The organism is Martinezella lusitana (assembly GCF_900094565.1).
GTDB lineage: Bacteria > Pseudomonadota > Alphaproteobacteria > Rhizobiales > Rhizobiaceae > Rhizobium > Rhizobium lusitanum.
Genome location: NZ_FMAF01000014.1, coordinates 127,565 through 151,236, shown reverse-complemented (window position 1 = coordinate 151,236; position 23,672 = coordinate 127,565). Strand labels below are relative to the sequence as shown.

Annotated in this window: 18 protein-coding genes; 5 read left to right on the top strand and 13 right to left on the bottom strand. The window is 62.4% G+C overall.

Going from position 1 to position 23,672, the window contains the following annotated elements:
* The 3 genes from GA0061101_RS24360 to cydD form a co-directional block, all read right to left on the bottom strand.
* The coding region (locus GA0061101_RS24360; RefSeq protein WP_245297562.1) for a cytochrome ubiquinol oxidase subunit I at nt 1-1,074 on the bottom strand (1,074 nt) is incomplete at its 3' end.
* Between the two features lie 80 nt (nt 1,075-1,154).
* Nucleotides 1,155-2,846 (bottom strand): amino acid ABC transporter ATP-binding/permease protein, encoded by a 1,692-nt coding sequence (locus tag GA0061101_RS24355; RefSeq protein ID WP_037197731.1) that lies wholly within the window; start codon nt 2,844-2,846, stop codon nt 1,155-1,157.
* Complete coding sequence (gene cydD / locus GA0061101_RS24350) at nt 2,843-4,534, bottom strand: thiol reductant ABC exporter subunit CydD (RefSeq protein ID WP_245297561.1); 1,692 nt, start codon at nt 4,532-4,534, stop codon at nt 2,843-2,845. The genes GA0061101_RS24355 and cydD overlap by 4 nt, the downstream gene beginning before the upstream one ends.
* 546 nt (nt 4,535-5,080) lie before the next feature.
* Between cydD and GA0061101_RS24340 the strand changes: the two genes are divergently transcribed.
* The 5 genes from GA0061101_RS24340 (at nt 5,081) to GA0061101_RS24320 (ending at nt 11,278) form a co-directional block, all read left to right on the top strand.
* Nucleotides 5,081-5,536 (top strand): universal stress protein, encoded by a 456-nt coding sequence (locus tag GA0061101_RS24340; protein ID WP_037197727.1) that lies wholly within the window; start codon nt 5,081-5,083, stop codon nt 5,534-5,536.
* Between the two features lie 118 nt (nt 5,537-5,654).
* On the top strand, nt 5,655-6,911 hold the full coding sequence (locus tag GA0061101_RS24335; RefSeq protein WP_037197726.1) for an arsenic transporter: 1,257 nt from the start codon (nt 5,655-5,657) through the stop codon (nt 6,909-6,911).
* A gap of 57 nt (nt 6,912-6,968) precedes the next feature.
* Nucleotides 6,969-7,571 (top strand): TetR/AcrR family transcriptional regulator, encoded by a 603-nt coding sequence (locus GA0061101_RS24330; RefSeq protein ID WP_037197724.1) that lies wholly within the window; start codon nt 6,969-6,971, stop codon nt 7,569-7,571.
* Nucleotides 7,572-7,612: 41 nt separating this feature from the next.
* Nucleotides 7,613-8,590: a zinc-binding dehydrogenase gene (locus tag GA0061101_RS24325; RefSeq protein WP_037197723.1), complete on the top strand. Its 978-nt coding sequence runs from the start codon at nt 7,613-7,615 to the stop codon at nt 8,588-8,590.
* A 354-nt stretch (nt 8,591-8,944) separates the two neighbouring features.
* Nucleotides 8,945-11,278 (top strand): heavy metal translocating P-type ATPase, encoded by a 2,334-nt coding sequence (locus tag GA0061101_RS24320; protein WP_092575235.1) that lies wholly within the window; start codon nt 8,945-8,947, stop codon nt 11,276-11,278.
* Nucleotides 11,279-11,351: 73 nt separating this feature from the next.
* Here the strand turns inward: GA0061101_RS24320 and GA0061101_RS24315 are convergent, their stop codons facing one another.
* The 10 genes from GA0061101_RS24315 to GA0061101_RS24270 form a co-directional block, all read right to left on the bottom strand.
* Nucleotides 11,352-13,007: a GMC family oxidoreductase gene (locus GA0061101_RS24315; protein ID WP_047559177.1), complete on the bottom strand. Its 1,656-nt coding sequence runs from the start codon at nt 13,005-13,007 to the stop codon at nt 11,352-11,354.
* 14 nt (nt 13,008-13,021) lie between these two features.
* Entirely contained in the window at nt 13,022-13,801 is a 780-nt protein-coding gene (locus GA0061101_RS24310; RefSeq protein WP_037197720.1) for a 3-ketoacyl-ACP reductase, read from the bottom strand.
* Nucleotides 13,798-15,303 carry a GMC oxidoreductase gene (locus GA0061101_RS24305; RefSeq protein WP_037197719.1) on the bottom strand — a complete coding sequence of 502 codons (1,506 nt, stop codon included), beginning with the start codon at nt 15,301-15,303 and terminating at the stop codon, nt 13,798-13,800. Before GA0061101_RS24305 ends, GA0061101_RS24310 begins: the two co-directional genes overlap by 4 nt.
* A gap of 21 nt (nt 15,304-15,324) precedes the next feature.
* Complete coding sequence (locus tag GA0061101_RS24300) at nt 15,325-16,440, bottom strand: ABC transporter ATP-binding protein (RefSeq protein WP_037197717.1); 1,116 nt, start codon at nt 16,438-16,440, stop codon at nt 15,325-15,327.
* A 5-nt stretch (nt 16,441-16,445) separates the two neighbouring features.
* Nucleotides 16,446-17,393, bottom strand: coding sequence for a carbohydrate ABC transporter permease (locus GA0061101_RS24295; RefSeq protein WP_037197716.1), 948 nt, complete (start codon nt 17,391-17,393; stop codon nt 16,446-16,448).
* Nucleotides 17,390-18,337 (bottom strand): carbohydrate ABC transporter permease, encoded by a 948-nt coding sequence (locus GA0061101_RS24290; RefSeq protein ID WP_092575242.1) that lies wholly within the window; start codon nt 18,335-18,337, stop codon nt 17,390-17,392. Before GA0061101_RS24290 ends, GA0061101_RS24295 begins: the two co-directional genes overlap by 4 nt.
* A 77-nt stretch (nt 18,338-18,414) precedes the next feature.
* Nucleotides 18,415-19,677 (bottom strand): ABC transporter substrate-binding protein, encoded by a 1,263-nt coding sequence (locus tag GA0061101_RS24285; RefSeq protein ID WP_037197714.1) that lies wholly within the window; start codon nt 19,675-19,677, stop codon nt 18,415-18,417.
* Between the two features lie 87 nt (nt 19,678-19,764).
* Nucleotides 19,765-21,285, bottom strand: coding sequence for an aldehyde dehydrogenase family protein (locus GA0061101_RS24280; protein ID WP_037197712.1), 1,521 nt, complete (start codon nt 21,283-21,285; stop codon nt 19,765-19,767).
* Complete coding sequence (locus GA0061101_RS24275) at nt 21,285-22,064, bottom strand: enoyl-CoA hydratase/isomerase family protein (RefSeq protein WP_037197711.1); 780 nt, start codon at nt 22,062-22,064, stop codon at nt 21,285-21,287. The genes GA0061101_RS24280 and GA0061101_RS24275 overlap by 1 nt, the downstream gene beginning before the upstream one ends.
* Nucleotides 22,057-23,670, bottom strand: coding sequence for an acyl CoA:acetate/3-ketoacid CoA transferase (locus GA0061101_RS24270; RefSeq protein WP_037197761.1), 1,614 nt, complete (start codon nt 23,668-23,670; stop codon nt 22,057-22,059). Before GA0061101_RS24270 ends, GA0061101_RS24275 begins: the two co-directional genes overlap by 8 nt.
* Nucleotides 23,671-23,672: the final 2 nt, after the last annotated feature.

The window sequence follows — 23,672 nt, the reverse complement described above, 5'->3', positions numbered from 1 at the left end:
ATCCGCGAAGGAGGAACGTGCCTGCTCGGCGGCCGGGTCCTGTACTGCCGTACCGGCGGCCACCGGCTTTGCCGCGCGGATCTTCATCAGCGCGTCATAGGCCTTGATGCCGTCGCGGATGCGGGTCTCCGCTTGCTTCTCGAGCGTGTCGATGCCGGAGATCTCCGTCGTCAGCGACCGCGTGCCGATCAGGCCCATGACCCAGGGAATATGCACGGCATAATGGGTCTCGCGCGCTTCCTGGTCCGGGAAGCCGAAGGCGGTGAAGGCAGCCGGCGCCGGCTCGGTCGTCCACATGCCCTCGATCGCCGCGAGCTTCATCTTCTGATGCTCGGTCGTCAGATAACCGCTCTCGTCGCCAAGGACGACGACCGACAGTGCCGAGGCGAGACCGAAGGAGGCCGCGACCGTCATCGAGCGCTTGGCGATCTCGATATGCCGGCCTTTCAGCATGTACCAGGCCGAGACGCCAAGCACGAAGACCGAGGCACAGACGTAGCCTGCCGAAACGGTGTGGACGAATTTCGCCTGGGCGACCGGATTGAAGACGACATCGAAGAAGCTGGTGATCTCCATGCGCATGGTCTGCGGATTGAGCGCCGACCCCACAGGGTTCTGCATCCAGCCATTGGCGATCAGGATCCACAGTGCCGAGAAGTTCGAGCCGAGCGCGACAGCCCAGGTGGCCACCAGATGGCCGACCTTCGACAGCTTGTCCCAGCCGAAGAAGAACAGGCCGACAAAGGTCGCCTCCAGGAAGAAGGCCATCAGGCCTTCGATCGCCAGCGGTGCCCCGAAAATATCGCCGACATAATAGCTGTAGTAGCTCCAGTTCATGCCGAACTGGAATTCCATCACGATGCCTGTGGCGACACCGAGCACGAAATTGATGCCGAACAGCGTCCCCCAGAACTTCGTCATCTGCCGCCAGATCTGCCGCCCGGTCATGACATAGGTCGTTTCCATGATGGCAAGCAGCACGGACAGGCCGAGTGTCAGCGGCACGAACAAGAAGTGATACAGCGCCGTCATGGCAAACTGCAGACGCGATAGCGCCACGATATCAAGTTCCATAGTCTTTCTCCCACCCCCTACGGTGTGTCTGACAGGAATGCGGCGCCATCCGACGCGCCGCGGGCATGCTACTTTGCCCCTCAGTCCGGCCGGAGCCGGTCGAGGAGCATGTCGAATTCCGGTGTGCCGCGCAGCGCTGTGGCGGCGATACGACCGCCGTCCAGGAGCACGATGCGATCGGCGATATCGGCCTCGCGGCGGATGTGCGTGGCAATGACAAGGCTGCGCGCGGCGGCCGCCGAAACCAGCCGTACAAGCACCGCGCGAGCCGTGCCGGCATCGAGGCCTTCCGTCGGCTCATCGAGCAGCCACAGGGGCGTGTCGCGCAACAAAAGCCTTGCAAGCGCCAGCCGGCGCGATTGTCCGCCGGACAGGCCGCTGCCGCCTTCGCCGAGACGGCTCGAAAGGCCGCGCGGCAAGGCTTCGATATCCTCGAGCAAACCGGCGGTGGCGAGCGCGCGGCGCAGCCGGCTATCGTCCGCATGCGGATCCGCCAGCCGCAGATTGTCGCGCACCGTGTCCTGAAACAGCTCGCTGCGCTGTGTCAGCGTCGCCGCCGGCAGAGAGGCAACCGTGCCATTGGTTGCAGCGATCTCGCCTGCGAGCAGCGCCAGCAATGTCGACTTGCCGACACCGCTCGGGCCGACGATGGCCAACCGTTCACCGACCGCCAGCGACAGGGATAGATCGCGCAGGACCGGCAGCGCCGTGCCTTGATGCCCGACGACGACACCTGCCATCTGGAAGGCATGCTCCGCGTCCGGCCCGATAATCCCCGGCGCAGCAGAAACCGGCGCCAGCCGGGGCGCAATGCGTTTGGCGGCAAGCAACGTCCGCCCGAGTTCAAGGGCACCACGACGCATGGCCGCAAAGGGCTCCGTGGCGGCGAAAGCGACCAGCAGTGCGAAAGCGGCGGCAGGCGTTCCAATCGTTCCCTGCTTGGCAAGCAGGGCGACGGTCAGGAGCGTTGCTGTCAAAAGTAATGTGGAGGCCAGCGAAAAGCCTGCAGCGACAGCGGTGTCGATCCGGTTGAGGGCATCGTCGGCCTGCGCCAGCCGTTGATCGGCCACGGCAATGGCCACCCGTTGCGCCTGCAACCGCCCGACCATTGCAAGGTCCGTCTGGCCGGCGACGAGATCGATGCTCCGGGCGCGCAAGGCTTCCATGGCATGGACGCGACGCCGCCCCGGCTTCAACGCAAACTGTCCCGCCGCGAGCGAAAGGCCAAGACAGATGGCAACAAGCCACAGTCCCGCCAGGCCACCAAACAGCGGATCGATGAAACAGAGCGCGATCATGACCGCGAAAGCGGCAAGGACGGCAACGCCGGCCGGCACCAGCACGCGCAGATAGAGCGAATCGAGCGCATCGACATCGTTCGTCAAGCGGAAGAGCAGCTTTGCCGGCCGGCGCATCATCGCTGCGGCGGCAGCCGGCTGCGCCCAGCCGCGAAACAGCCGCTCACGCAGCGCTGCGAGCACCTTGAGCGTCGCATCATGCGTCACGATTCTCTCGCCATAGCGAGCCGCCGTGCGGCCGATCGCAAGCAGGCGTATGCCGGCGGAAGGCGCAAAGACGTCGAAGACCATGGCGCTGGTGACCGTCAGGCCGGCAAAGGCCGAGGCGGTGATGAACCAGCCGGATAGTCCGAGCAGCGCAGTACCGGCAAGCGTTGCCAGTGCCGACAGGCCGGCGCCGAGACCAAGGCTCGCGCCGCGCTCGACCGAGAACAGCCTGATGACCGGAAGAAGGATAGAGAGAGAGCGTCTCATGCAGCCACCCTCCGCGCCGGTGCCTCCAGACGAACGACACGGCCGAGACGTCCTGCCAGCACCGGATCATGTGTGGCGACGATCAGCACACGGCCCTTGGCAAGCGCAAGCAGCGCATCCGTCACGGCAGCCGCCGTTTGCGCATCGAGATGGGCAGTCGGCTCGTCGGCAAGGATGATGTCGGCGTGTTCGCCGACCATCATCCGGGCAAGCGCCAGCCTCAATGCCTCGCCGCCGGAAAGACCGAGACCGCCCTCTCCGACCGCTGCAACCCTCTCGGCAGTAAAGACCTCGTCGAGCGCCACATTCCGGAGGGCATTTGCAACCGCATGACCATCGATGCCGGTTCGTCCCAGCGCAATATTCCCTATGACACTACCAGCGAACACATGAGGCGACTGCCCGATCCACGCCATTCGCCGGCGCAAGCCATCCGCCGTATCATCCCGCAGCGGAATGCCGCCGACACGAATCACGCCGGCTTCATGCGGCGCCAGGCCGGCAATCAGCGACAGAATGGTCGTCTTGCCGGAGCCGCTGGCGCCCCATAGAGCGATATGTTCGCCTGGAGCGACGGAGAGATCGAAATGATCGATGACAGCCCTCCGCTCCGCACCATGGCGGAAGACCAGACCTTGGATCTCGACCGAGGCAGGGCCGGTGGATATGCACGGCTTCGCATCGCTGCCGCCGAGAATCGTTTGTTGCGACGATGCCAGATCCTTCAGCGCCGCAAGGGCCGCTTCTCCGGCTGCCCGGTCGTGCCAGACTGCCGACAATTCACGCAACGGCTCGAAGAAGGCGGGTGCGAGCAGAAGAATGAAGAGCCCCTGCGTCAATGTCAGGCGACCATCCCAAGTGCCGATGTCGATCGAGCCGAGTAGGCTGAAGCCGACATAGACGGCCATCGCTGCAACGCCGAGAGCGGAGAAAAATTCCAATACCGCCGACGACAGGAAGGCGATTCTCAACACCGCCATGGTGCGAACCCGCAACGACTCCGCGTCCCCACGCAATCGCAGCGCCGTCGCATCGACAGCACCGAGAGCGCGAATGGTGGCAAGTCCGCGCAGCCGGTCGAGCAGAAAAGCGTTGATGCCGCCGGTCTCGGCGAGCTGTTTCTCGCTGGCGGCTTTGGCACGCCAGCCGATCAACGCCATGAAGATCGGGATCAGCGGTGCGCAGAGAGCGAGGATCACGGCCGCTACCCAGGAAATCGGCAGGATGCAGACGAACATGACGAGCGGCACCACGCTTGCCTTCAAGCGTGCGGGACGAAATCGCTGGAGATAAGGAACAATCGCTTCGGCCTGCTCACCCAGCATGCTCGCCGCCAGACCGGATGCGGGCCTGGCGCTATCCAGGGGCGAGCGGAGTGCGAGTGCTGCCGTTGCAGCCGAACGATGCGCGGTCAGCTCCCGGCGTGCCGCCTGGAAAGCCAGCCGCCCGCCAGCCGCATCCAGGGCGGCACGCAGGATGCCAAGGCCCAAGACGATGGCAGCGGGTATCGTCAGATCCGACACCCCACCACCTTCGCTGATCGCTCCCACGCCAACGGCGAGCATGGCGGCCTGCCCTATCCACACCAGAGAAGATAAGCAGAGCAAAGCCGACGCAAAGCCCAAACCGGCGAGCCGTTCCGCGGACCGGCGGGCGGCTGCACCACGAGCATCGGCGCTTGCAGACATGCTTGGGCCACCAGCCTCTCGTCTTTCCAACATTCCATCGCCGGTAGAGGAAACACTCACGCTAGCCTGCCCTTTCCAATTCCATGCCCTCAAGAAGGGCCAATCGCCGAACCCGGAACACACTTGCTGCAACCGATGATATCGTAGCCCAACTAATATGACTGGCTTTCCGCTCCTTGTCAGCGCCAGAATAGCGACGCCGGCTCGCCGATGGGTTGCTGCCATGGCAAGTTGTTCGCGAAATAGTACTAGTGCATTTTTTGCACTGCACAAAAGCGCAGGATGTCGCAGGGCACCGCCACAAAGAGGGCAGATTGACGCAGAACGAGGCATTTCGACTATTCGTACAGGCTGTTCAACGCGATTTCCTTCAATCCCAAAGCGCGGCTGTGTATTGCTCCGCATCATTCCCGATACAAGACTTGACGGGCGCCGTCGTTATCGATGTGTTGGGTACGGATCGGTTTGCGCAAGCGAGAGTTGACGGAGAACTTGCGGGCCGGCTTAGGCGACCGCCCGGTATCGACGCATTTTATGGAGATTGAGATGTATGCGAAAATCATTTGTGCGATAGGGCTCGGATCACGCGAGCGCGCCGAACGTTTGTTGCGCACGTCTCAGGCTCTCCTGACGCCGGGCGGCGAGTTGACCATCGTGCATGTCATCGAACGCTCTCCTTCCGGAGACGAGAGCCCGGATAAATGGGCGGTCTCCGTCATCGGGGAAGCCGAGGAAAAGCTCAATGCACTCTGTAAGCGTCTCGGTATAATCGCCTCCATCGACGTACGCATGGGGACTGCATCGAAAACCTTGTTAATCGTCGCCAAGGAGAAGAAGGCTGATTTGATCGTCCTGGCAACTCATGCGTCCGATATCCTCGACCGCATATTCGGTTCAACGGTCGAGTACGTCACCCGGCACGCCGAATGTTCCGTTCTCATCGATCGAGCCGAGAAATCCGACCATAGCGCAACAACAAAGGGCAAAGGGAAGCAGACGTAGCGCTCCGTCGCGCCACATGATTCTGACCGCTTCTGTTGAGCGACGCCATAGTGACCGCTTGCGCTGCCGTTCAACAGTGTTACATACCCGCTCCCGTCACCTATCCAAGACGATCTATATGACCGAAGCCGCCATCACCTGGAGCATCGCCGGCCTGACCGCCATAGGGGTCGTCACACGTCCGTTCCGATGGCCGGAAGCGGTCTGGGCCGTGTTCGGCGCGGCGCTCCTGCTTGCCTTCCGGCTTATCGGGCCGGCAGACGTGTGGGCCGGCGTGTCCAAGGGCTTCGATGTCTATCTGTTCCTGATCGGCATGATGCTCCTGTCGGAGCTTGCCCGGCGGGAAGGATTGTTCGATTGGGTGGCGGCGATCGCCACCTCGCATGCCAAAGGCTCGCCTCGGCGGCTGTTTCTGCTCGTCTATGTCGTTGGCGTTGTCGTGACCGTGTTTCTCTCGAACGATGCGACCGCCGTCGTCCTGACACCCGCCGTCTACGCGGCCTGCCGCGCGGCCCGGGTCAAGGACCCCATGCCCTACCTATTGATCTGCGCCTTCATCGCCAATGCCGCCAGCTTCGTGCTGCCTATCTCCAACCCGGCCAACCTCGTCATCTTCGCCGGTGGCGAGATGCCGCCCCTATCGCGGTGGATGCAGACCTTCATGTTGCCGTCGATCGTCTCGATCGTCGTGACCTTCGCCTGTCTCTACTGGACGCAAAGACGCGCATTGGCGGAGGACAGCATCGCACGCAGCGTCGAGGAACCCGCCCTTTCGCACAGCGCCCGGCTGGCCGGATGGGGACTTGTGGCGACAGCCGTTATTCTGATCGGGGCATCGGCAATGAACGTCGATCTCGGGATCCCGACATTCGCCGCCGGCGTCACCACGACCATCCTCGTCCTCGCGCTCACCCGGCAGAGCCCGGTCGAGACCATCCGCGGCATCAGCTGGAGCGTGCTGCCTCTCGTTGCGGGGCTGTTCGTGATCGTCGAGGCGGTCAATCATACCGGCTTGACCGCTCTTTTGTCCGGCAAGCTGGCTTCGCTTGCGGCTCAATCCCAGGGGCAGGCAGTCGGCGCGGCGGGCCTTGCCGTCGCGATCGTCTCCAATCTCGTCAACAACCTGCCGGCAGGCCTTTTCGCCGGCAGCGCAGTACAGGCGGCCCATGTTCCGGACGCCATAGCAGGTGCAGTATTGATCGGCGTCGATCTCGGTCCCAACCTGTCGGTGACCGGTTCGCTCGCCACGATCCTGTGGCTCGCTGCCCTGCGTCGCGAAGGCCTTCATATGGGCGCATGGGTCTTTCTGAAGCTCGGCATCGTCGTGATGTTTCCGGCACTGATCCTCTCGCTGGCAGCACTTTCGCTGATATGACGGGCAAAGAATCCCGGCGTCGTAGACGACCGGTCGATTATTTGTTACGCACGGATCATGACCACCAGAACGAAATCTGATCTGACGCGCAACCACATCCTCGCGATCGGGCGAGAACTGGTCCTGCGAAAGGGTTTTGGCGGCGTTGGCCTGAAGGAACTGCTCGAGCAAAGTGCAGTGCCGAAGGGATCGTTCTATTATTATTTTGCGTCCAAGGAAGCCTTCGGCTGCGCCCTGCTGAAGGAATATTGCACCGACTATGCAGAGCGGCTCGACGCTCTGTTCGGCTGGAAGGGCAATGGCCGTCAAAGGCTGATGCACTATTGGCGTGCATGGGTTTCCGACGATCATGCGGCCAGCCTCGCGGATCGCTGCCTCGTCGTGAAACTCGCAGCGGAGATCTCCGACCTTTCCGAAGGCATGCGTGTGATCCTGCTCGGCGGCGTCGAGGATCTCATCCGGCGCATTACCAAAACAATCACCGAGGGTCGCGACGATGGTTCCATCGCGCCTTCATGCGTCCCGGAAAAGATGGCCCGGTCGCTTTACAGCCTGTGGCTTGGTGCAGCGATCCTGGCCAAGCTTGGAAAGGACAAGACACCGCTCGACCAGGCAATGCTTGCCACCGAGCAAGCACTTTCCCTACCCGGCAGCCTTTGATCCAGGCCCGGACCAGCACATGAACATACAAGGAAAACAGAATGCGTAGTGCCATCCATGATGTCTTCGGCGATCCTACCACGGTCCTTCGCCTCGCCGACATGCCCCTTCCCGAACCTGCTGCGGGAAGCGTGCGGATTCGCACCATTCTGTCGCCCATTCACAATCATGACCTTTGGACCGTCCGCGGCGCCTACGGCTACAAGCCGGTCTTGCCCGCCATCGGCGGCAGCGAGGCGGTGGGTATCGTCGATGCTGTCGGCGCTGGCGTCGATGTGACGCTGGTCGGCAAGCGCGTCGTTGCGGCCGGTGTCCATGGAACCTGGGCCGAGCAATTCATCGCGCCCGCTGCAAGCCTCGTTCCCGTGCCCGATGTCATCACCGACGAGGCCGCCGCCCAACTCATTGCCATGCCATTCAGTGCTATTGCGCTTCTGGAGTTCCTCGATGTCGGCCGTGGCGATTGGATCATCCAGAATGCAGCGAACGGAGCAGTCGGCAAGACCCTGGCCATGCTGGCGCATAGTCGCGGCGTACACGCGGTCAATCTCGTCCGGCGGGATGCCGGCGTAGACGAGCTGGCCGCGTTCGGCATCGAGAATGCGGTCTCGACCGCCTCTCCGGATTGGAAGGCCAAGGTGCGCGCCATCATTGGCGACGCACCGATCCGTGCCGCCGTCGATTCCGTCGGAGGCGTGGCGAGCAACGACCTTGCCGACCTCTTGGGCGAGAACGGCCTCCTGGTTTCCTTCGGCACAGCAGCCGGCAAGCCGATGCAGATCGCATCCGGCGCCGTCATCTTCAAACAGCTGACGATCAAGGGGTTCTGGGGCAGCAAGATTAGCGCCGCCATGTCCGCCGACGAGCGCCGCCGGCTGATCGAAGAACTCATCGCGCGCGTCGCATCAGGTGATGTCAAGCTGCCGGTGGAAGCGGCCTATGATATCACGGAGATCGCCCAGGCGGTAAAGTCCTCGCTGACACCGGGCAAGGCAGGCAAGGTTCTATTGAAACCGTAGCTTTCAGGCAGCGCTCGCCGCCCGCCGGTTCCCGGATCGGCCACCGGCTCCTTGCACGAGCAACCATTCCCACTCCATGAGTCGCCCCTGGCCGCAAAGCGTTCGGTGAGATAGCCGGCGAGTAAATTCAAACACTTCGCCTCGAAACATGCGTCTCGTTGCGGAGCGTGTCCAGCTGCTGCACGCGCGCGGGTCAGTTGCAGCAGCGGCGCTGAGACTGCATAGCCGCACTCCATGCCGATAGATTGCCGCCGACAGCAAGCGGCCACCGCGAAAATTCCATAAAAATGCTCTTGTCCCTCTAGTTACTAGAGGATGTAGCAATGGTTCCACGACCCAATCTGGAACCCGAATATGACTTCGACAACACAACAGAGCCGCTATCGCGTCGATGGCATGGACTGCGCTTCCTGCGCTGCGAAGATCGACACGGCCGTTCGTCGCCTGCAGGGCGTTGAAGACGTTTCCGTATCGGTCACGGCAGGCACGATGACAGTCAAACATCAGGGCGATGACACTCTCGCGCCGGCAATTGCCAAGCGCGTGACGGGACTGGGTTACAAGATCATTCCGCTTCCTCAAAATAGCGCGCCTGCGGCCAAGGAAGACGAAAGCCATGCCTGCGGCTGTGGCCACGACCATCATGATCACCAGGCACAAGGCCATGATCACAAAGATCACAATCATGACCATGGCCACGGCGATCGTGGAACCGGAAGCCACGAGCATGCTCATCCGGGACACAGCCACGACGCACATGGGCACGCGGCGACCGTTGCCGGTCTCCATGGACACGATCATGGGCCGAACATCGGACCATGGTGGAAATCTGCAAAGGGCCGATTGACGATCGCCAGCGGCATCGCACTTGCCGTGGCCTGGGCCATTGGCAAACTCGTGCCTGGACTGGAGGGCTGGATCTTCACCGCCGCCATGCTTGTGGGCTTGTTGCCGATTGCCCGGCGCGCCTTCATGGCCGCGATGGTCGGAACGCCGTTCTCGATTGAGATGCTGATGACGATCGCGGCGATCGGCGCTGTTATCATCGGCGCCAGCGAGGAAGCAGCAACCGTTGTCTTCCTCTTCCTGATCGGCGAGCTGCTGGAAGGCGTTGCGGCCGGCAAGGCCCGTGCCAGCATTCAATCGCTGACGGAGCTGGTTCCCAAAACCGCCCTCGTCGAGGAGAACGGCAAGACCCGCGAAGTACAGGCGGAGAGCCTGTCCGTCGGTGCCGTCATCCTGGTACGCCCGGGGGACCGAATTCCCGCCGACGGCACGATCCTGTCTGGCGAAAGCGCCATCGACGAAGCGCCCGTCACCGGTGAGAGCACGCCCGTGCGCAAGGGGGCCGATGCGACCGTCTTTGCCGGTACCGTCAACGGCGATGCGGCGCTGCGCATTCGCGTCACGGCGGCCGCTGCCGACAACACGATCGCCCGCGTGGTCAAGCTGGTCGAGGAGGCGCAGGAATCGAAGGCGCCGACCGAGCGCTTCATCGACCGCTTCTCGCGCTATTACACGCCGGGCGTCGTCGTTGTCGGCGCGCTCGTCGCCGTCGTCCCGCCGCTTCTGCTGGGCGGCAACTGGGGCGAATGGGTCTACAAGGGCCTGGCCATCCTGCTGATCGGCTGCCCCTGCGCCCTCGTCATCTCGACGCCGGCGGCAATCGCGGCCTCGCTGTCATCAGGCGCCAGACGCGGTCTGCTCCTCAAGGGTGGCGCCGTGCTGGAGAATATCGGCAAGGTGACCGCAGTCGCCTTCGACAAGACAGGCACGCTGACGGAGGGCAAGCCCAAGGTCACGGATATCGTCGGCCTCGGCAGGGGCGACGCAGAGGTGCTGCGATTGGCGGCGGCTCTCGAAACCGGCTCGAACCATCCGCTCGCCCGGGCGATCCTCGATCGCGCCGCCGCGGACGGTACGGAAGTGCCGTCGGTCATCGATGCAAAGGCGATCGGCGGCAAGGGCGTGAGCGGCACGGTTGACGGCATCGAGGTCTTCCTCGGTTCGCCGCAGGCGGCCGCCGACAGAGTTTCCCTTGCCCCGGAACAATCGGCACGGATCGCCGAACTCAACGACGAGGGAAAGACCGTCTCCGTTCTGGTGGTCAGGGGCGTGGCCGCCGGCCTGCTGGCAATGCGCGACGAACCGCGGGCCGATGCCGCGGCGGGCCTGAAGGCACTTGCGGATGCCGGCATCAAGACGATCATGTTGACCGGCGATAACAGGCGCACTGCGCAGGCCATCGGCAAGACGCTCGGCATCGAGGTCAAGGCGGAGCTGCTGCCTGAAGACAAGCAGCGCATCGTCGGCGAGCTGAAACGCCAGGGCCTTAGGGTCGCCAAGGTCGGCGACGGCATCAATGACGCGCCTGCGCTCGCCGCCGCCGACGTCGGCATTGCCATGGGCGGCGGAACCGACGTCGCGCTCGAAACGGCCGACGCCGCCGTGTTGCATGGCCGCGTCGGCGACGTCATCGAGATGATCGACCTTTCGAAGCGGACGATGAGCAATATAGGCCAGAACATCACCATCGCTCTCGGCCTGAAGGGTGTTTTCCTAGTCACGACGATCGTCGGCGTCACCGGTCTCTGGCCGGCGATCCTCGCCGATACCGGAGCGACGGTGTTGGTCACCATGAACGCACTGCGCCTGCTCGGCGGGAAGCGGCGGCGGATCGAAGCCTGACACCCGTGGCGGATCACTCGCGGATATCAAGCAACTCGTCCCGAAACCCGCCCGTTCACAACAACCGTTTTGCCTAACGGATAGCGACACGCGCCCTCGGGCGCGCGTCGTTTCGCTCATGGGCAAAAATCTGCGCCGGGAGCGGCGGAAGCTCTCGAATGATATCCGCGCCCTTCTCGCCGACCATGATCGTGGGTGCATTGGTGTTGCAGGAGGGAACGCGCGGCATGACAGAGGAATCGCAGACCCGCAGCCCTTCCAATCCACGAACCTTCAGGTCAAGGCCGACAACGGCATCCGGACCGGTGCCCATCTTGCAGGTGCCGACCGGATGGTGGTCGGTCTTGGCATTGGCGCAGCCATAATCGAAAAGCTGTTCGTCGGTGACGACCTTCGGGCCTGGAAGGCGCTCGGCAAGCACGAACGGCTTGAGGGCCGCCTGCTGCATGATCTCGCGCGCAACCTTCAACCCCTCCAGCGACATCGCCCTGTCGTGAGGATCCGACCAGTAGTTCGGATCGATCAATGGAGCGGCGGCGGGGTCCGATGAGGAGAGCCGGACCGTCCCCCTGGATCGGGGATGAAGATAGGCTGAATTCAGCGTGACGCCGGCATTCTTGAGGCGCTCGACGCCCGCTTCGATCCCCGAGCCGAGGCCGAGGTGAAACTGGATGTCGGGAGAACGCGCCTCGGGATCGGCATACCAGAAGCCGCCTGTCTCGAAGAGGGAAGACGCCACGGGCCCCGTCCTGAACAGCATATATTCGAGCCCGGCCCACAGCGTCCTGTGGAGTTTTGCCACGCCGTCATAGGTATGGTCGCCGGTGCACTCCGCGATCACGAAGAGATCGAGATGATCCTGCAGGTTCCCGCCAACGCCCGGAAGGTCGTGCAGGACCTTCACGCCGACCGATCGCAAGTGATCGGCGGGGCCGATACCGGATTGCAGCAGCAGCTTGGGCGAGCCGATCGCACCTGAGGAAACGATGACCTCCCGCTCCGCCCGCACGATCTCCGACCCTTGTTGCGACGCGATTTCGACACCGACAGCCCGCGCCCCTTCGAGGACAATGCGTGCCACGCGCGCGCCGGTTCTGACCGTCAGGTTCTTCCGCTGCTTGATGGGTGAAAGATAGGCGAGCGAGGCGGAGGAGCGGCGGCGATTGCGCTGCGTCAGCTGATAGAAGCCGACGCCGGCCTGTTGGCGGCCGTTGAAATCATGGTTGTAGGGAATGCCGAGTTCCTGGCCGGCACGAATATAAGCATCACAAATCGGCAAGGCGGAAACCGGCATGGAGACGCCGAGCGGCCCGCCATAGGAGTGATAATCATCCGCAAAACGCTGATTGTCTTCGGCGCGCTTGAAATAGGGAAGGATGGAACGATAGTCCCAGCCTTCGCAGCCGTCCTCGCTGGCCCATAGATCGTAGTCCACCGCGTTGCCGCGCGTGTAGAGCTGTGCGTTGATCGACGAACCGCCGCCGATGACCTTGGCTTGCGTATAGCGAAGAACCCTGCCCTTCATGTGTTTCTGGGGTACCGTCTCCCAGCCCCAGCTGGCCACTCCCTTGGTCATCTTGGCAAAGCCTGCCGGCATATGGAAGAGCGGGTTCCAGTCTCCGCCTCCCGCCTCCAGCAGCAGCACGTTGACATCCGGGTCTTCGCTCAGCCGATTGGCCAGAACGCATCCCGCCGGTCCAGCGCCGGTAATGATATAGTCGAAACGCATATCTCAAATCCTGTCTACAAACGGGGAATGGACAGACCGCCATCCGCATCGATCACCGTGCCGGTGGCGAAAGCGAAGTCGCCGGAGGCGAGCGCGGCGCAGATCCTGCCGATGTCCTCTGCTTCGCCCCACCGTTTCATCGGCACCAGCCCGCCCTCGATCAGAGTGTCGTATTTGGAGCTGACGCCTGCGGTCATGTCCGTGCGGATGATGCCGGGGCGGACTTCGAAGACGGCGATGCCGGATTCGGCGAAACGCAAGGCGAGCCCTTGCGAAAAGGCGGCAAGCCCGGCCTTGCTGATGCAGTAATCCAGTCGTTCGGGTGAGCTCGCCTCCGCCGATACGGACGTGATGTTAATGATCGAGCGCGGGTGCGAGCGACTGCCTGACACCAGCATCGCCTTGACCACAGCCTGGGTGAAGAAAACGGTGCCCTTGAGATTGGTCGCCAGGATCGCATCGAAATTCTCGGGCAGCAGCTCGAGAAAATCGCCGCGCACGACCGCGGCCATGCCGGCATTGTTGACGAGGCAATCGATGCGGCCAAAGCGCCCCAGAATGGCGTGGACGGTTGCGTCATGCTTTCCGACATCGGACAGATCGGACTGAATGTAGAATGCATCACCGCCAAGAGCCTTGAGCCCGGTGATCACCTCGTCAGCGGTCTCCTCGGGTCCGATGCCGGTAATGACGATGCTGTAACCGGCCTTTGCGAGCGCGGTCGCTATGCCGAGGCCAATGCCCCTCCGTCCTCCGGTGATGACCGCGACCGGCCGTTCAACCTTGTCTGTCATGCGTTCAGGTCCTTGGATGCGATGTGATCGGCGACGCGCAGAGCCTGACTGGCAACTGTGAGCGCTGGGTTCACGGCTGCCGAGGTCGGCAGGAAGCTCGCGTCGACCACAAAGAGGTTCGGATGGTCATAGGCACGGCAATAGATGTCGAGCGGTGCGCTCGCCGGATCATTGCCGATCCGGACCGTGCCGCATTGATGGGACGGCGTACGCTTGTCGAAGGGACGCGAGAGCACGAGCGGAAAACCGATGGATTTCAGTATGTCCTTGAGCTTGGCGACCAGTGCGAGATGGGCGTCCCAGTTGGTGCGCTGCCATTGCAGGACGATGCGATCGCCATCGATCATGACACGGCTTTCCGGGTTCGGCATATCCTCGCTCATCGCATAGAAATCGATCGCCCGGTTCGTCATCTGTCCGAGCACCCACTCCGGCACCTTCGGCAGCGAACCCTTGAGTACCTTGGCGGAAATCCTGCCCAACAGCTGAACATTGCCGAGGGGCGGGCCGCCATTTCCGTCGGAGAGATAAAAATCATTGAAGCCGAAGGTCTTCTGGTAGACGGAGGTGTTGCGATAGGTCGGCGACACGCCGATCACCGCCGAGGAATTGTGGTTCATGAAGTTCCGTCCGACCTGGTCGGACGAATTCGCCAGCCCTTTCGGGTGCCGGTCATTGGCCGAGCGCAAGAGAAGCACCGCCGATTGCACCGCGCCGGCGGACAGGATGACGAGCTTGGGTGAAAGCCTGATCTGCTCACCGTTCATCTGGTAGACAACGCTGGCGATCCTGCCGTCCGCCGCAGCTTCGAGCCTTGTTACCCGCGCACCCGTCTGAAGGCGGACATTGCCGTGCTTCAGGGCAACGGCAAGGGCCACCGTTTCAGCATCCATCTTGCCGTCATGCGAATTCGGATGGGCATCCCAGGGCGTCTTGGCCTTGGCAAGCCAGGCCTCGAGATCGATGCCCAACGGCAGAGAATAGGGATGGAGGCCCTTTTCCTTCAGCCGCGCCCTGACGTCGGCGATTGGCGCCTCGTCGGGAACCGGCGGGAAATCATAGCCGAGCGAATGATTTGGTTCGGTCGGATCCTCGCCGAGGCGTCCCCGAACCTGATACATGCGCTCGGCGCGGCTGTACCAGGGTTCCAGCACGTCATAGGAGAACGGCCAGGCGGGAGACACACCCTCGCGATGCTGTATCTCCTCGAAGTCTTCCCTGCGGTAACGGACGAGGACCGCCCCATAGAACTTTGAATTGCCACCGACATTGTAATAGTTTCCCGGATTGAAGCCGGCGCCGCCGGCCTCGTACCAGGTCTCCTTCGGGCGAAAATGGCCCCGTTGAAAGATCGCCCTCTGGTCCCGGTTTTCGGGACGATCGGCGATATGATCGCCGACCTCGAGGATCAGGATCTCGGCTCCCGTCGCCGCCAGTCCGGCCGCGACCGTCGAGCCACCGACGCCCGAACCTATGATGACGATGTCAGGTGTTTTGCTCATGTCGATATCTCTGATGCCGTCTCACGCAATCCGCATCTGGCTTTGCGGATCGAAGAAAACAGCCTTGTCGAGATTGAAGGCGAGGCGTGCGTGCTGGCCTGCCTGGATGCGTGCATCCGCACGCAGCCGGGCGACGACCTCCTTGCCGCCGAGCTTGATGACGGCGAATGTGTCGGAGCCCGCCGGCTCGACCACCTCGATCAGGCAATCATTTTCGGCCACCGTCTTCGCATTGCGATCGGCGCCGTCCGGATCGGTCAGCGCCTCGGGGCGAATGCCGAAGACGATCGCACGTCCGGCATGCGCCTCCAGCTGCTCGCGGCCCGCAGCGATCGGCAGTCTGATCGGCTCGCCATCCGCGCGCGCAAGCGAGACGGAAAGCCCGGTGTTTCCCTTCTCGATCGTTCCGGAAAGCAGGTTCATGGCGGGCGATCCCATGAAGTCGGCGACGAACATATTGGCCGGATTGTTGTAGATTTCCGCCGGCGAGCCGAACTGCTGCAGAACGCCGTCCTTGAGAACGGCGATCTTTGTCGCCAGCGTCATGGCTTCGATCTGGTCATGCGTCACATAAACGATGGTCGTCTTCATCCGCGCGTGCAGGCGCTTGATCTCCGTGCGCATATCGACGCGAAGCTTGGCATCGAGATTGGACAGCGGCTCGTCGAAGAGGAACAGCTTGGGATCGCGCACCAGGGCGCGGCCCATGGCGACACGCTGGCGCTGGCCGCCCGAGAGCTGGCTCGGCTTCCGATCGAGCAGATGACTGATCTGCAGGACCTTGGCGACCTCGTCGATCGCCTTCTTGCGCTCTTCGGCGGGCACGCCGCGCATCTCCATGCCGAAGGCGATGTTGCCGGCCACCGTCATGTTCGGATAGAGCGCATAGCTCTGGAACACCATGGCGATGTCGCGCTTGGAGGGATGCAGACCGGCGATGGAACGCCCGTCGACGCGGATGTCACCCTCGCTGATCGCCTCCAGGCCGGCGATGGTATTGAGCAGCGTGGACTTGCCGCAACCGGACGGTCCCACGAGAACCAGAAAGCCACCCTTCTCAAGCTCGAGGTCGATGCCTTTCAGGATATCGAGTGCGCCATAGCGCTTCTTCAGTCCGGAAATTTCAAGAAAAGCCATAGCGATTATCCTTTGACAGCGCCCGCCATCAGACCGCGCACGAAGTAGCGGCCAGCGAGTATGTAGACGATGAGCGTGGGGACGGCGGCAATCATGGCGGCGGCCATGTTGACGTTGTATTCGACCACGCCGGTCGAGGTGTTGACGACATTGTTGAGCGCCACCGTCATCGGCATGGAATCACCGGTTCCCGCATAGGCCGAGGCGAACAGGAAGTCGTTCCAGATGTTGGTGAACTGGTAGATGACCGTCACGACGATGATCGGCAGGGAATTCGGCAGCATGATGCGGCGGAAGATCTGGAAGAAGCTCGCGCCATCGACCTGCGCTGCCCGCACCAGTTCGGTCGGGAAGGCTTCATAGTAGTTCCGGAAGAACAGCGTGGTGAAGCCGAGACCGTAGACGACGTGAACGAAGACCAGGTTGACCGTCGAATTGCCGAAGCCGAAGCTGAAACCCGTCGCATCCTGCAGCGTCACGCCGAAGCGCCCGAGAGCGCCGAGGATCGTCGCCATCGGCAGCAGCACCGACTGGAACGGGATGAAGCAGGCAAACAGCATCAAGCCGAACACCAGCGTATGGCCCGGAAAGCGCCACTTGGTCAGCACGTAGCCGTTCAAGGCGCCGAAGATCGTCGAGATCGCCACCGCCGGCACGACCATCTTGATGGAATTCCAGAAATAGCCCTTGATGCCGGCGCAGGTGAGGCCGACGCAGGCTTCGCCCCATGCCTTCAGCCATGGGTCGAAGGTGGGAGACTGCGGCAGGGCCAGCATGTTGCCGTTCTGGATCTCGTCCATGGTCTTGAACGAGGTGACCAGCATCACGAAGAGCGGCGCGAGATAGAAGAGAGCAAAGAGCAGCAGCAGGCCGTAGATCACGACACGGCCGATCCATCGGCCGCGATTGCCGCCATGCGCCAGCCCGACGGCAGGAGAAACAACGGAGCTCATCGCGCCTTCTCCTTCAGTTCGGAGTAGAGATAGGGAACGATGATCGCCGAGATGGTCATCAGCATGATCACGGCGCTGGCCGAACCAACGGCCATTTCATTGCGCTTGAAGGTATATTCATACATGAAGTTGGAGGGCAGCCAGGCCGAGCCGCCGGGGCCGCCCGATGTCAGCGCCACCACAAGGTCGTAGGATTTGATCGCCATGTGCGCGAGCACGATGAAAGCGGACAGGAATACCGGCCTTAGCAGCGGAATGATGATGCGACGGTAGAGCTGGAAGGGCGAGGCGCCATCGATCTGCGCCGCCTTCATGATCTCGCTGTCGATGCCGCGCAGACCGGCGAGGGACATCGCCATGATGAAGCCGGACGCCTGCCAGACACCGGCGATGACGACGGTGTAGATGACGAAATCCTTGTTCTTGATCCAGTCGAAATGGAAGCTCGTCCAGCCGAACTGATGCAAGGTCTGCTCGAGGCCTAGACCCGGGTCCAGGAACCATTTCCAGGCAACACCCGTCACGATGAAGGAAAGCGCCATCGGATAAAGAAAGATCGGCCTGAGCACGCCCTCGCCGCGGATCTTCTGATCGAGCAGGATCGCCAGCAGCAGGCCAAGCGCCAGGCAGATGAAGATATAGAGGAAGCCGAAGATCCCCATATTGACGATCGAGGTATACCAGGACGAGGGCGGATCGCTTTCGAACGTCCAGCGCCAGAGCCGCTGATAGGCGCGCGGGCCGGTCAACGCATAGGACGGAAAGGTCTTGGAGTTGGTGAAGGACAGATAGACGGTCCAGAGAATGAAGCCGTAGACGAAGACAAGCGTGATCGCGAAGCTCGGCGCAAGAACGATCTTCGGCAGGGCATCTTGCAGGCGCGCGCGTAGAGAAACCGCGGGCCGCCGCGCCGACACCGGTTCCGTGGTAGCAACTGAGCTCATGAGGTCCATCTCCTCCCAATGATATGCTCGCTATCGGAGGCTTCCCCGCCAGGGCGGGGAAGCCGTTCTCGACCCGATCAGCGGGCGTCGTCGATCGCCTGAACGAGCTGCTTGACGGCCTCGTCAGACGTCTTGATCTGGCCGTGGACGAACTTTGAGACCACGTCCTTGTAGGCATTGGCGATCGCCGGCGGAGCGCCGTAACCCTGGGCCAGCGAGCCGAACAGCGTGCCGCCTTCGTTGGCGGCCTTCAGGTCGGCGATGCCCTTCTTGCCGCAGGCGTCGAAGGCGGTGTCCGGAACGTCGGTGCGGGCGGGAACCGATCCCTTGACGACGTTGAAGGCCGACTGGAAGCTCTTCGACAGCGTTGCGGTCGCAAGTGCTACCTGAGCGGCCTTGCGGTCGGCAGGAACGTTGAACATGCCGAACATGTCGGAGTTGTAGATCACGCTGCCTTCCGTGCCAGGGAAGCGGTAGCACAGGTAGTCTGTCCCCGGGGTTTTCTTGGCGGCGACGAATTCGCCCTTGGCCCAATCGCCCATGACCTGAACGAGCGCGTCACCCTTTATGACCATCGCGGTCGCAAGGTTCCAGTCACGGCCGGAGAAGTTCGGGTCGACGTATTTGACGATCGTGGCGAGGTTGTCGAAGGACTTCTTCATCGTGTCGGACTTCAGCGAGGCCTCGTCGAGGTCGTTGAAGGCCTTCTTGTAGAATTCCGGGCCGCCGGTCGAAAGGACGATCGAGTCGAACATCGTCGCTTCCTGCCAGTTCTGGCCGCCGAGCGCGAGCGGAACGACGCCGGCCGCCTTTGCCTTGTCCAGAAGCGCGATCAACTCGGCAAAGGTCTTCGGCTGCTTACCGCCGATCTTGTCCATGACAGCCTTGTTGATCCAGAGCCAGTTGACGGAGTGAACGTTGACCGGAGCTGCGACCCACTTGCCGTTATAGACGGCGAACTTCTGCAGAGCCTTCGGAACCGACTTGTCCCAGCCTTCCTTCTTGGCCGTCGCGGTCAGGTCGCCCATGACGCCTTCCTGGGCGTAGTCGAGCACGGTATAGCCCAGCATCTGCGAAGCCGTCGGATAGTTTCCGGCAGCAACCATGGCCTTGAGTGCCGTCATGGCCGCGTCACCGCCGCCGCCGGCGACCGGAACATCCTTCCAGGCATATCCCTCCTTGGAAAGATCCTGCTTGAGCACGTTCAGCGCCGCAGCCTCGCCGCCGGATGTCCACCAGTGCAGCATCTGCACCTCTTTTACATCAGCGGCGCGAGCGGACGCGCCGGCACCCGCGACTGCAAGTGCGATCATTGCAGTCGTCGTCAAAAACTTACGCATTTAAAACCTCCCAGTTTTGCAATTTTTAGATGCGAGACCCATTCTCGCATCTATTCCCCGCCCTCCTCAGGCGTAGTCTTCCGCTGGCTAGGCCAGCTTTTCCTTCTGCGGCATCCACCAGCTGGTGCGGCTGCCGACGTGCATGTTGAGTGTCTTGGTCTCCGTATAATCCTCCACCGCGTGGCGGCCGAGCTCGCGCCCGAGCCCGGACTGCTTGTAGCCGCCGAACGGAAGCTCAGGGGTACCATCCATGAACGTGTTCATCCAGACGGTTCCTGCACGGACTCTTCTGCCGATTGTCAGGCAAGTATCGAAGTCACGGCTCCAGACGCCGGCCGACAGGCCGTAGTCGATCGAATTCGCGATTTCTATCGCCTCGGCGGTCGTCTCGAAGGTCAGTACCGACAGAACGGGTCCGAAGACTTCCTCGCGCGCAACCGCCATATCCGGCGTCACACCGGACAGGATTGTCGGCGCCATGAATTGCCCCATGCCAAGGTCGAGAGTGCCGCCGCCGTGCGCCACGTCCGCACCGCCGTCCCTTGCCTTGGCGACGTAACCGGCAATCTTGTCAAAGTGTTGCGGCGTTATGATCGCGCCCACTTGCGTGCTGGGATCCAGCGGATCGCCGACCCTCACATTCTGCGTGAGATTGGCGACGCGCTTGACGACTTCGGATGCAATGCTCTTGTGCAGGATCAGTCGAGAGCCGGCATTGCAGCATTCGCCGGCATTGAAATAGGCGCCGAAAACGGCGGCATCGATGAAGGCGTCCAGATCGGCGTCCGGGAAGACGATCTGCGGGTTCTTGCCGCCGAGCTCGAGCGAAACCTTCTTCAACGTCTGTGCCGCATTGGTCATGGTGAGCTTGCCGACGCCGGTGGAACCGGTGAAGGACACCATGTCAACGTCGGGATGGGATGTCATGACGGCGCCGACCTCGGGGCCGGTTCCTGTGACGATATTGACCACGCCGTCCGGCACGCCCGCCTCCTGCAGGATCTCGCCGAGGACAAGCGTCGAGCCCGACGTCAGTTCGGATGGCTTGACAACTGTCGTGCAGCCGGCCGCCAGGGCGAAGGGAAGCTTCTGACCGACGATCAGGAACGGGAAGTTCCAGGGGGTGATGATGGAGACGACGCCGATCGCCTCGCGCAGAACGACACCGAGTGTTCCCTCGCCGAGCGTATTGTAGCTTTCGCCATGCAGATCGCGCGCGAGTGCCGCCGCATAGCGCCAGATATCAACGGAGCCGGCGATCTCGCCGCGCACCTGGCTGATCGGTTTGCCGGCCTCTATCGCATCGAGATAGGCAAGCTCTTCTGACCGCGCCGCGATAAGATCGGCGGCCCTCAGAAGAACAGCTGATCGCTCGGAGGCCGTCATTCGCGGCCAGGGACCATTGTCGAACGCCTTGCGGGCGGCCGCGATCGCCCGTTCGGCGTCCGCCTTGCTGCCGGCCGGAAAGCGGCTGACCACGACGCCGTGGCTCGGGGCGATGCGCTCGATCGGCCTGGCATCGCCTGCCTGCCACCGGCCGTCGATCAGCATTTTGAAATCCCGCGCCTCATGAGAGCTCAGCGCCTTTGGCTTCACCGGAATCGTCATCACCATTCTCCCTTGAACTGTGCCGGGCGCTTTTCGCTGAAGGAAGCGACGCCCTCTTTCAGATCGCCTGTCTTGGCGGCGAGTATAGACCCCAGCGCCTCGACGGCGGTGCCGTTGTCCTCGCCGTTTGCCGAAGCGACCAGCAGCTTCACGATTTCCAATGCAGCAGGTCCGCGCGCGGCCACGCGCTGCGCATAATCCTTGGCCGCGGCGACAGCGTTGCCGCTCGGGGTGACCGCATCGACGACGCCCAGATTACGCGCCTCCTCGGCCGTGAAGATTTCTCCACCGAGCGCCATACGGCGAACGACTTGTGCGCCGAAGCGTTTGACGAGGCGCTGCGTGCCGGACCAGCCCGGCACCATGCCGAGGCCCGTCTCGGGCAATCCGATCTTGATGTGCTCCTCGGCGATCCTGATATCCGCCACGCCGGCAAGCTCCAGGCCGCCGCCAAGGGCATGGCCGTTAAGAGCCGCGATCAGCGGAACGCGAAGGGTCGCCAGTCTTTCGAAAACGCGATGGCCGTATCGAACCCAGGCGTGTCCGAACTCCTGCGGTTCCATTCCGCCCCAGGCCTTGATGTCGCCGCCCGCCGAGAAGCCCTTGCCCTCGCCCGTCAAAATCGCGACCCGAACGGCGCCGTTTGCCTCGACTTCATCGGCAGCATTGCCGAGTGCCTTCAACATATCCAGATCGAGAGCATTGAGCTTTTCCGGCCGCGAGACCGTCATGACTGCGATGTGCCCGTCTATCTCGACCTTCACCGTGCCGCTAGCCATGGAACGTCCCCTCCAGAACGCGGGCGTCTTTCTTCGGCAGGGAAAGGCCGATATTGCCTTCCGCAAAGAGTCCGGCGTCCATCACCTTGAGATCCGCTGCCACGGTGAGCGGGAATTCGGATTGCTCGAGAATATGTGTCTGCAGATCGATGCCCGGCGCGATCTCGGTCAGTACGATGCCGGCCGACGTCAGCTTCATCACGCAGCGTTCGGTGACATAGGTAATGTCCTGACCCTGCTCGACTGCCCGCTTGCCGGAGAAGGTGACATGCTCGACTTCGTTCACCAATTTCTTGAGCTTGCCTTCCTTCTCGATGACCAGCCTGCCGTTGGCGACCGCGATCTTGGCGCCCGCATTGAACATGCCGGAGAAGACGATTTTCCTGGCGCGGGCGGTGATATCGACAAAGCCGCCGGCTCCGGCCGTCACATGCGGCCGGAAGGACAGTTTCGAAACGTTGACGGATCCGTCCCGGCCGATCTCGAGGAAGGACAGGAGCGAAGCGTCGAAACCGGCGCCCTGGAAATAGGTGAACTGATAGGGGGACGGCATATAGGCATCGGCGTTGGATGCGCAGCCGAAAGCAAAATCGAGGAGCGGAACGCCACCGACGGCACCTTGCTCGATGACCCAGGTGACCGCCCCATGCAGCCCCTCTTCCAGCAGGATGCGCGGCACATTTGCCGAGATGCCGAAGCCGAGATTGACGCAACTACCGGCCTGCAGTTCCTGCGCCACGCGTCGCGCGATTACCTTCTGGATGTTGAATTCAGGAACGCGGAACGTGTCGAGCGGACGAAAAATCTCGCCTGAGATCGCCGGATCGTACAAGGTCTGGGTCGTCTGCTTCTGCTCGGGATCGACGATCACATAGTCGACCAGCATTCCGGGAACGCGAACATCATGCGGCTTCAGCGAACCTTCCTTGGTGATCCGCTTGACCTGGGCAATGACGATGCCGCCATTGTTGCGTGCGGCAAGCGCCTGGTCCAGACCACCCAGATAGGCGCCCTCGTGCTCGTAGGTGAGATTGCCGCGCTCGTCCGCCGTCGTCGCGCGAATGATCGCGACCTGCGGAACGATAGCAGGAAAATACAGCCATTCATCGCCTTCGAAGGACACGCGCTTGACAACCGGCTCTTCGCTCGCGGCGGCATTCATCGCGCAGCCCTGACGCTTGGGATCGACGAAGGTCTCGATTCCCACCTTGGTCAAGACTCCGGGACGCTTGGCGGCGGCTTCCCGATGCATATCGAAGAGGATGCCCGACGGGATATTGTAGGCGGGAATTTGGTTATCCGTGATCATCTGCCAGATGAGCGGCGGTTCGGCGGTGGACGGTCCGGACGGATAGGAGCCGCCGATGATGCGCTTGAGCAGGCCTTTCTTGGCGATATGGTCGACACCCCTAATGCCGCTCATGTCGCCTGCCGCGATCGGATGCAGCGTCGTGAGATTGCGCGGATGCCCCGTCTCATCGAAGCGCTCGCCGATCGCCTTCAGCATCAGATCGGGGCAGCCAAGACCGCTTGACGATGAGACCGAGACGATGGCTCCATCGGGGATCAGGGCGGCGGCTTCGGCCGGAGTAATGTGTTTGCTCATAT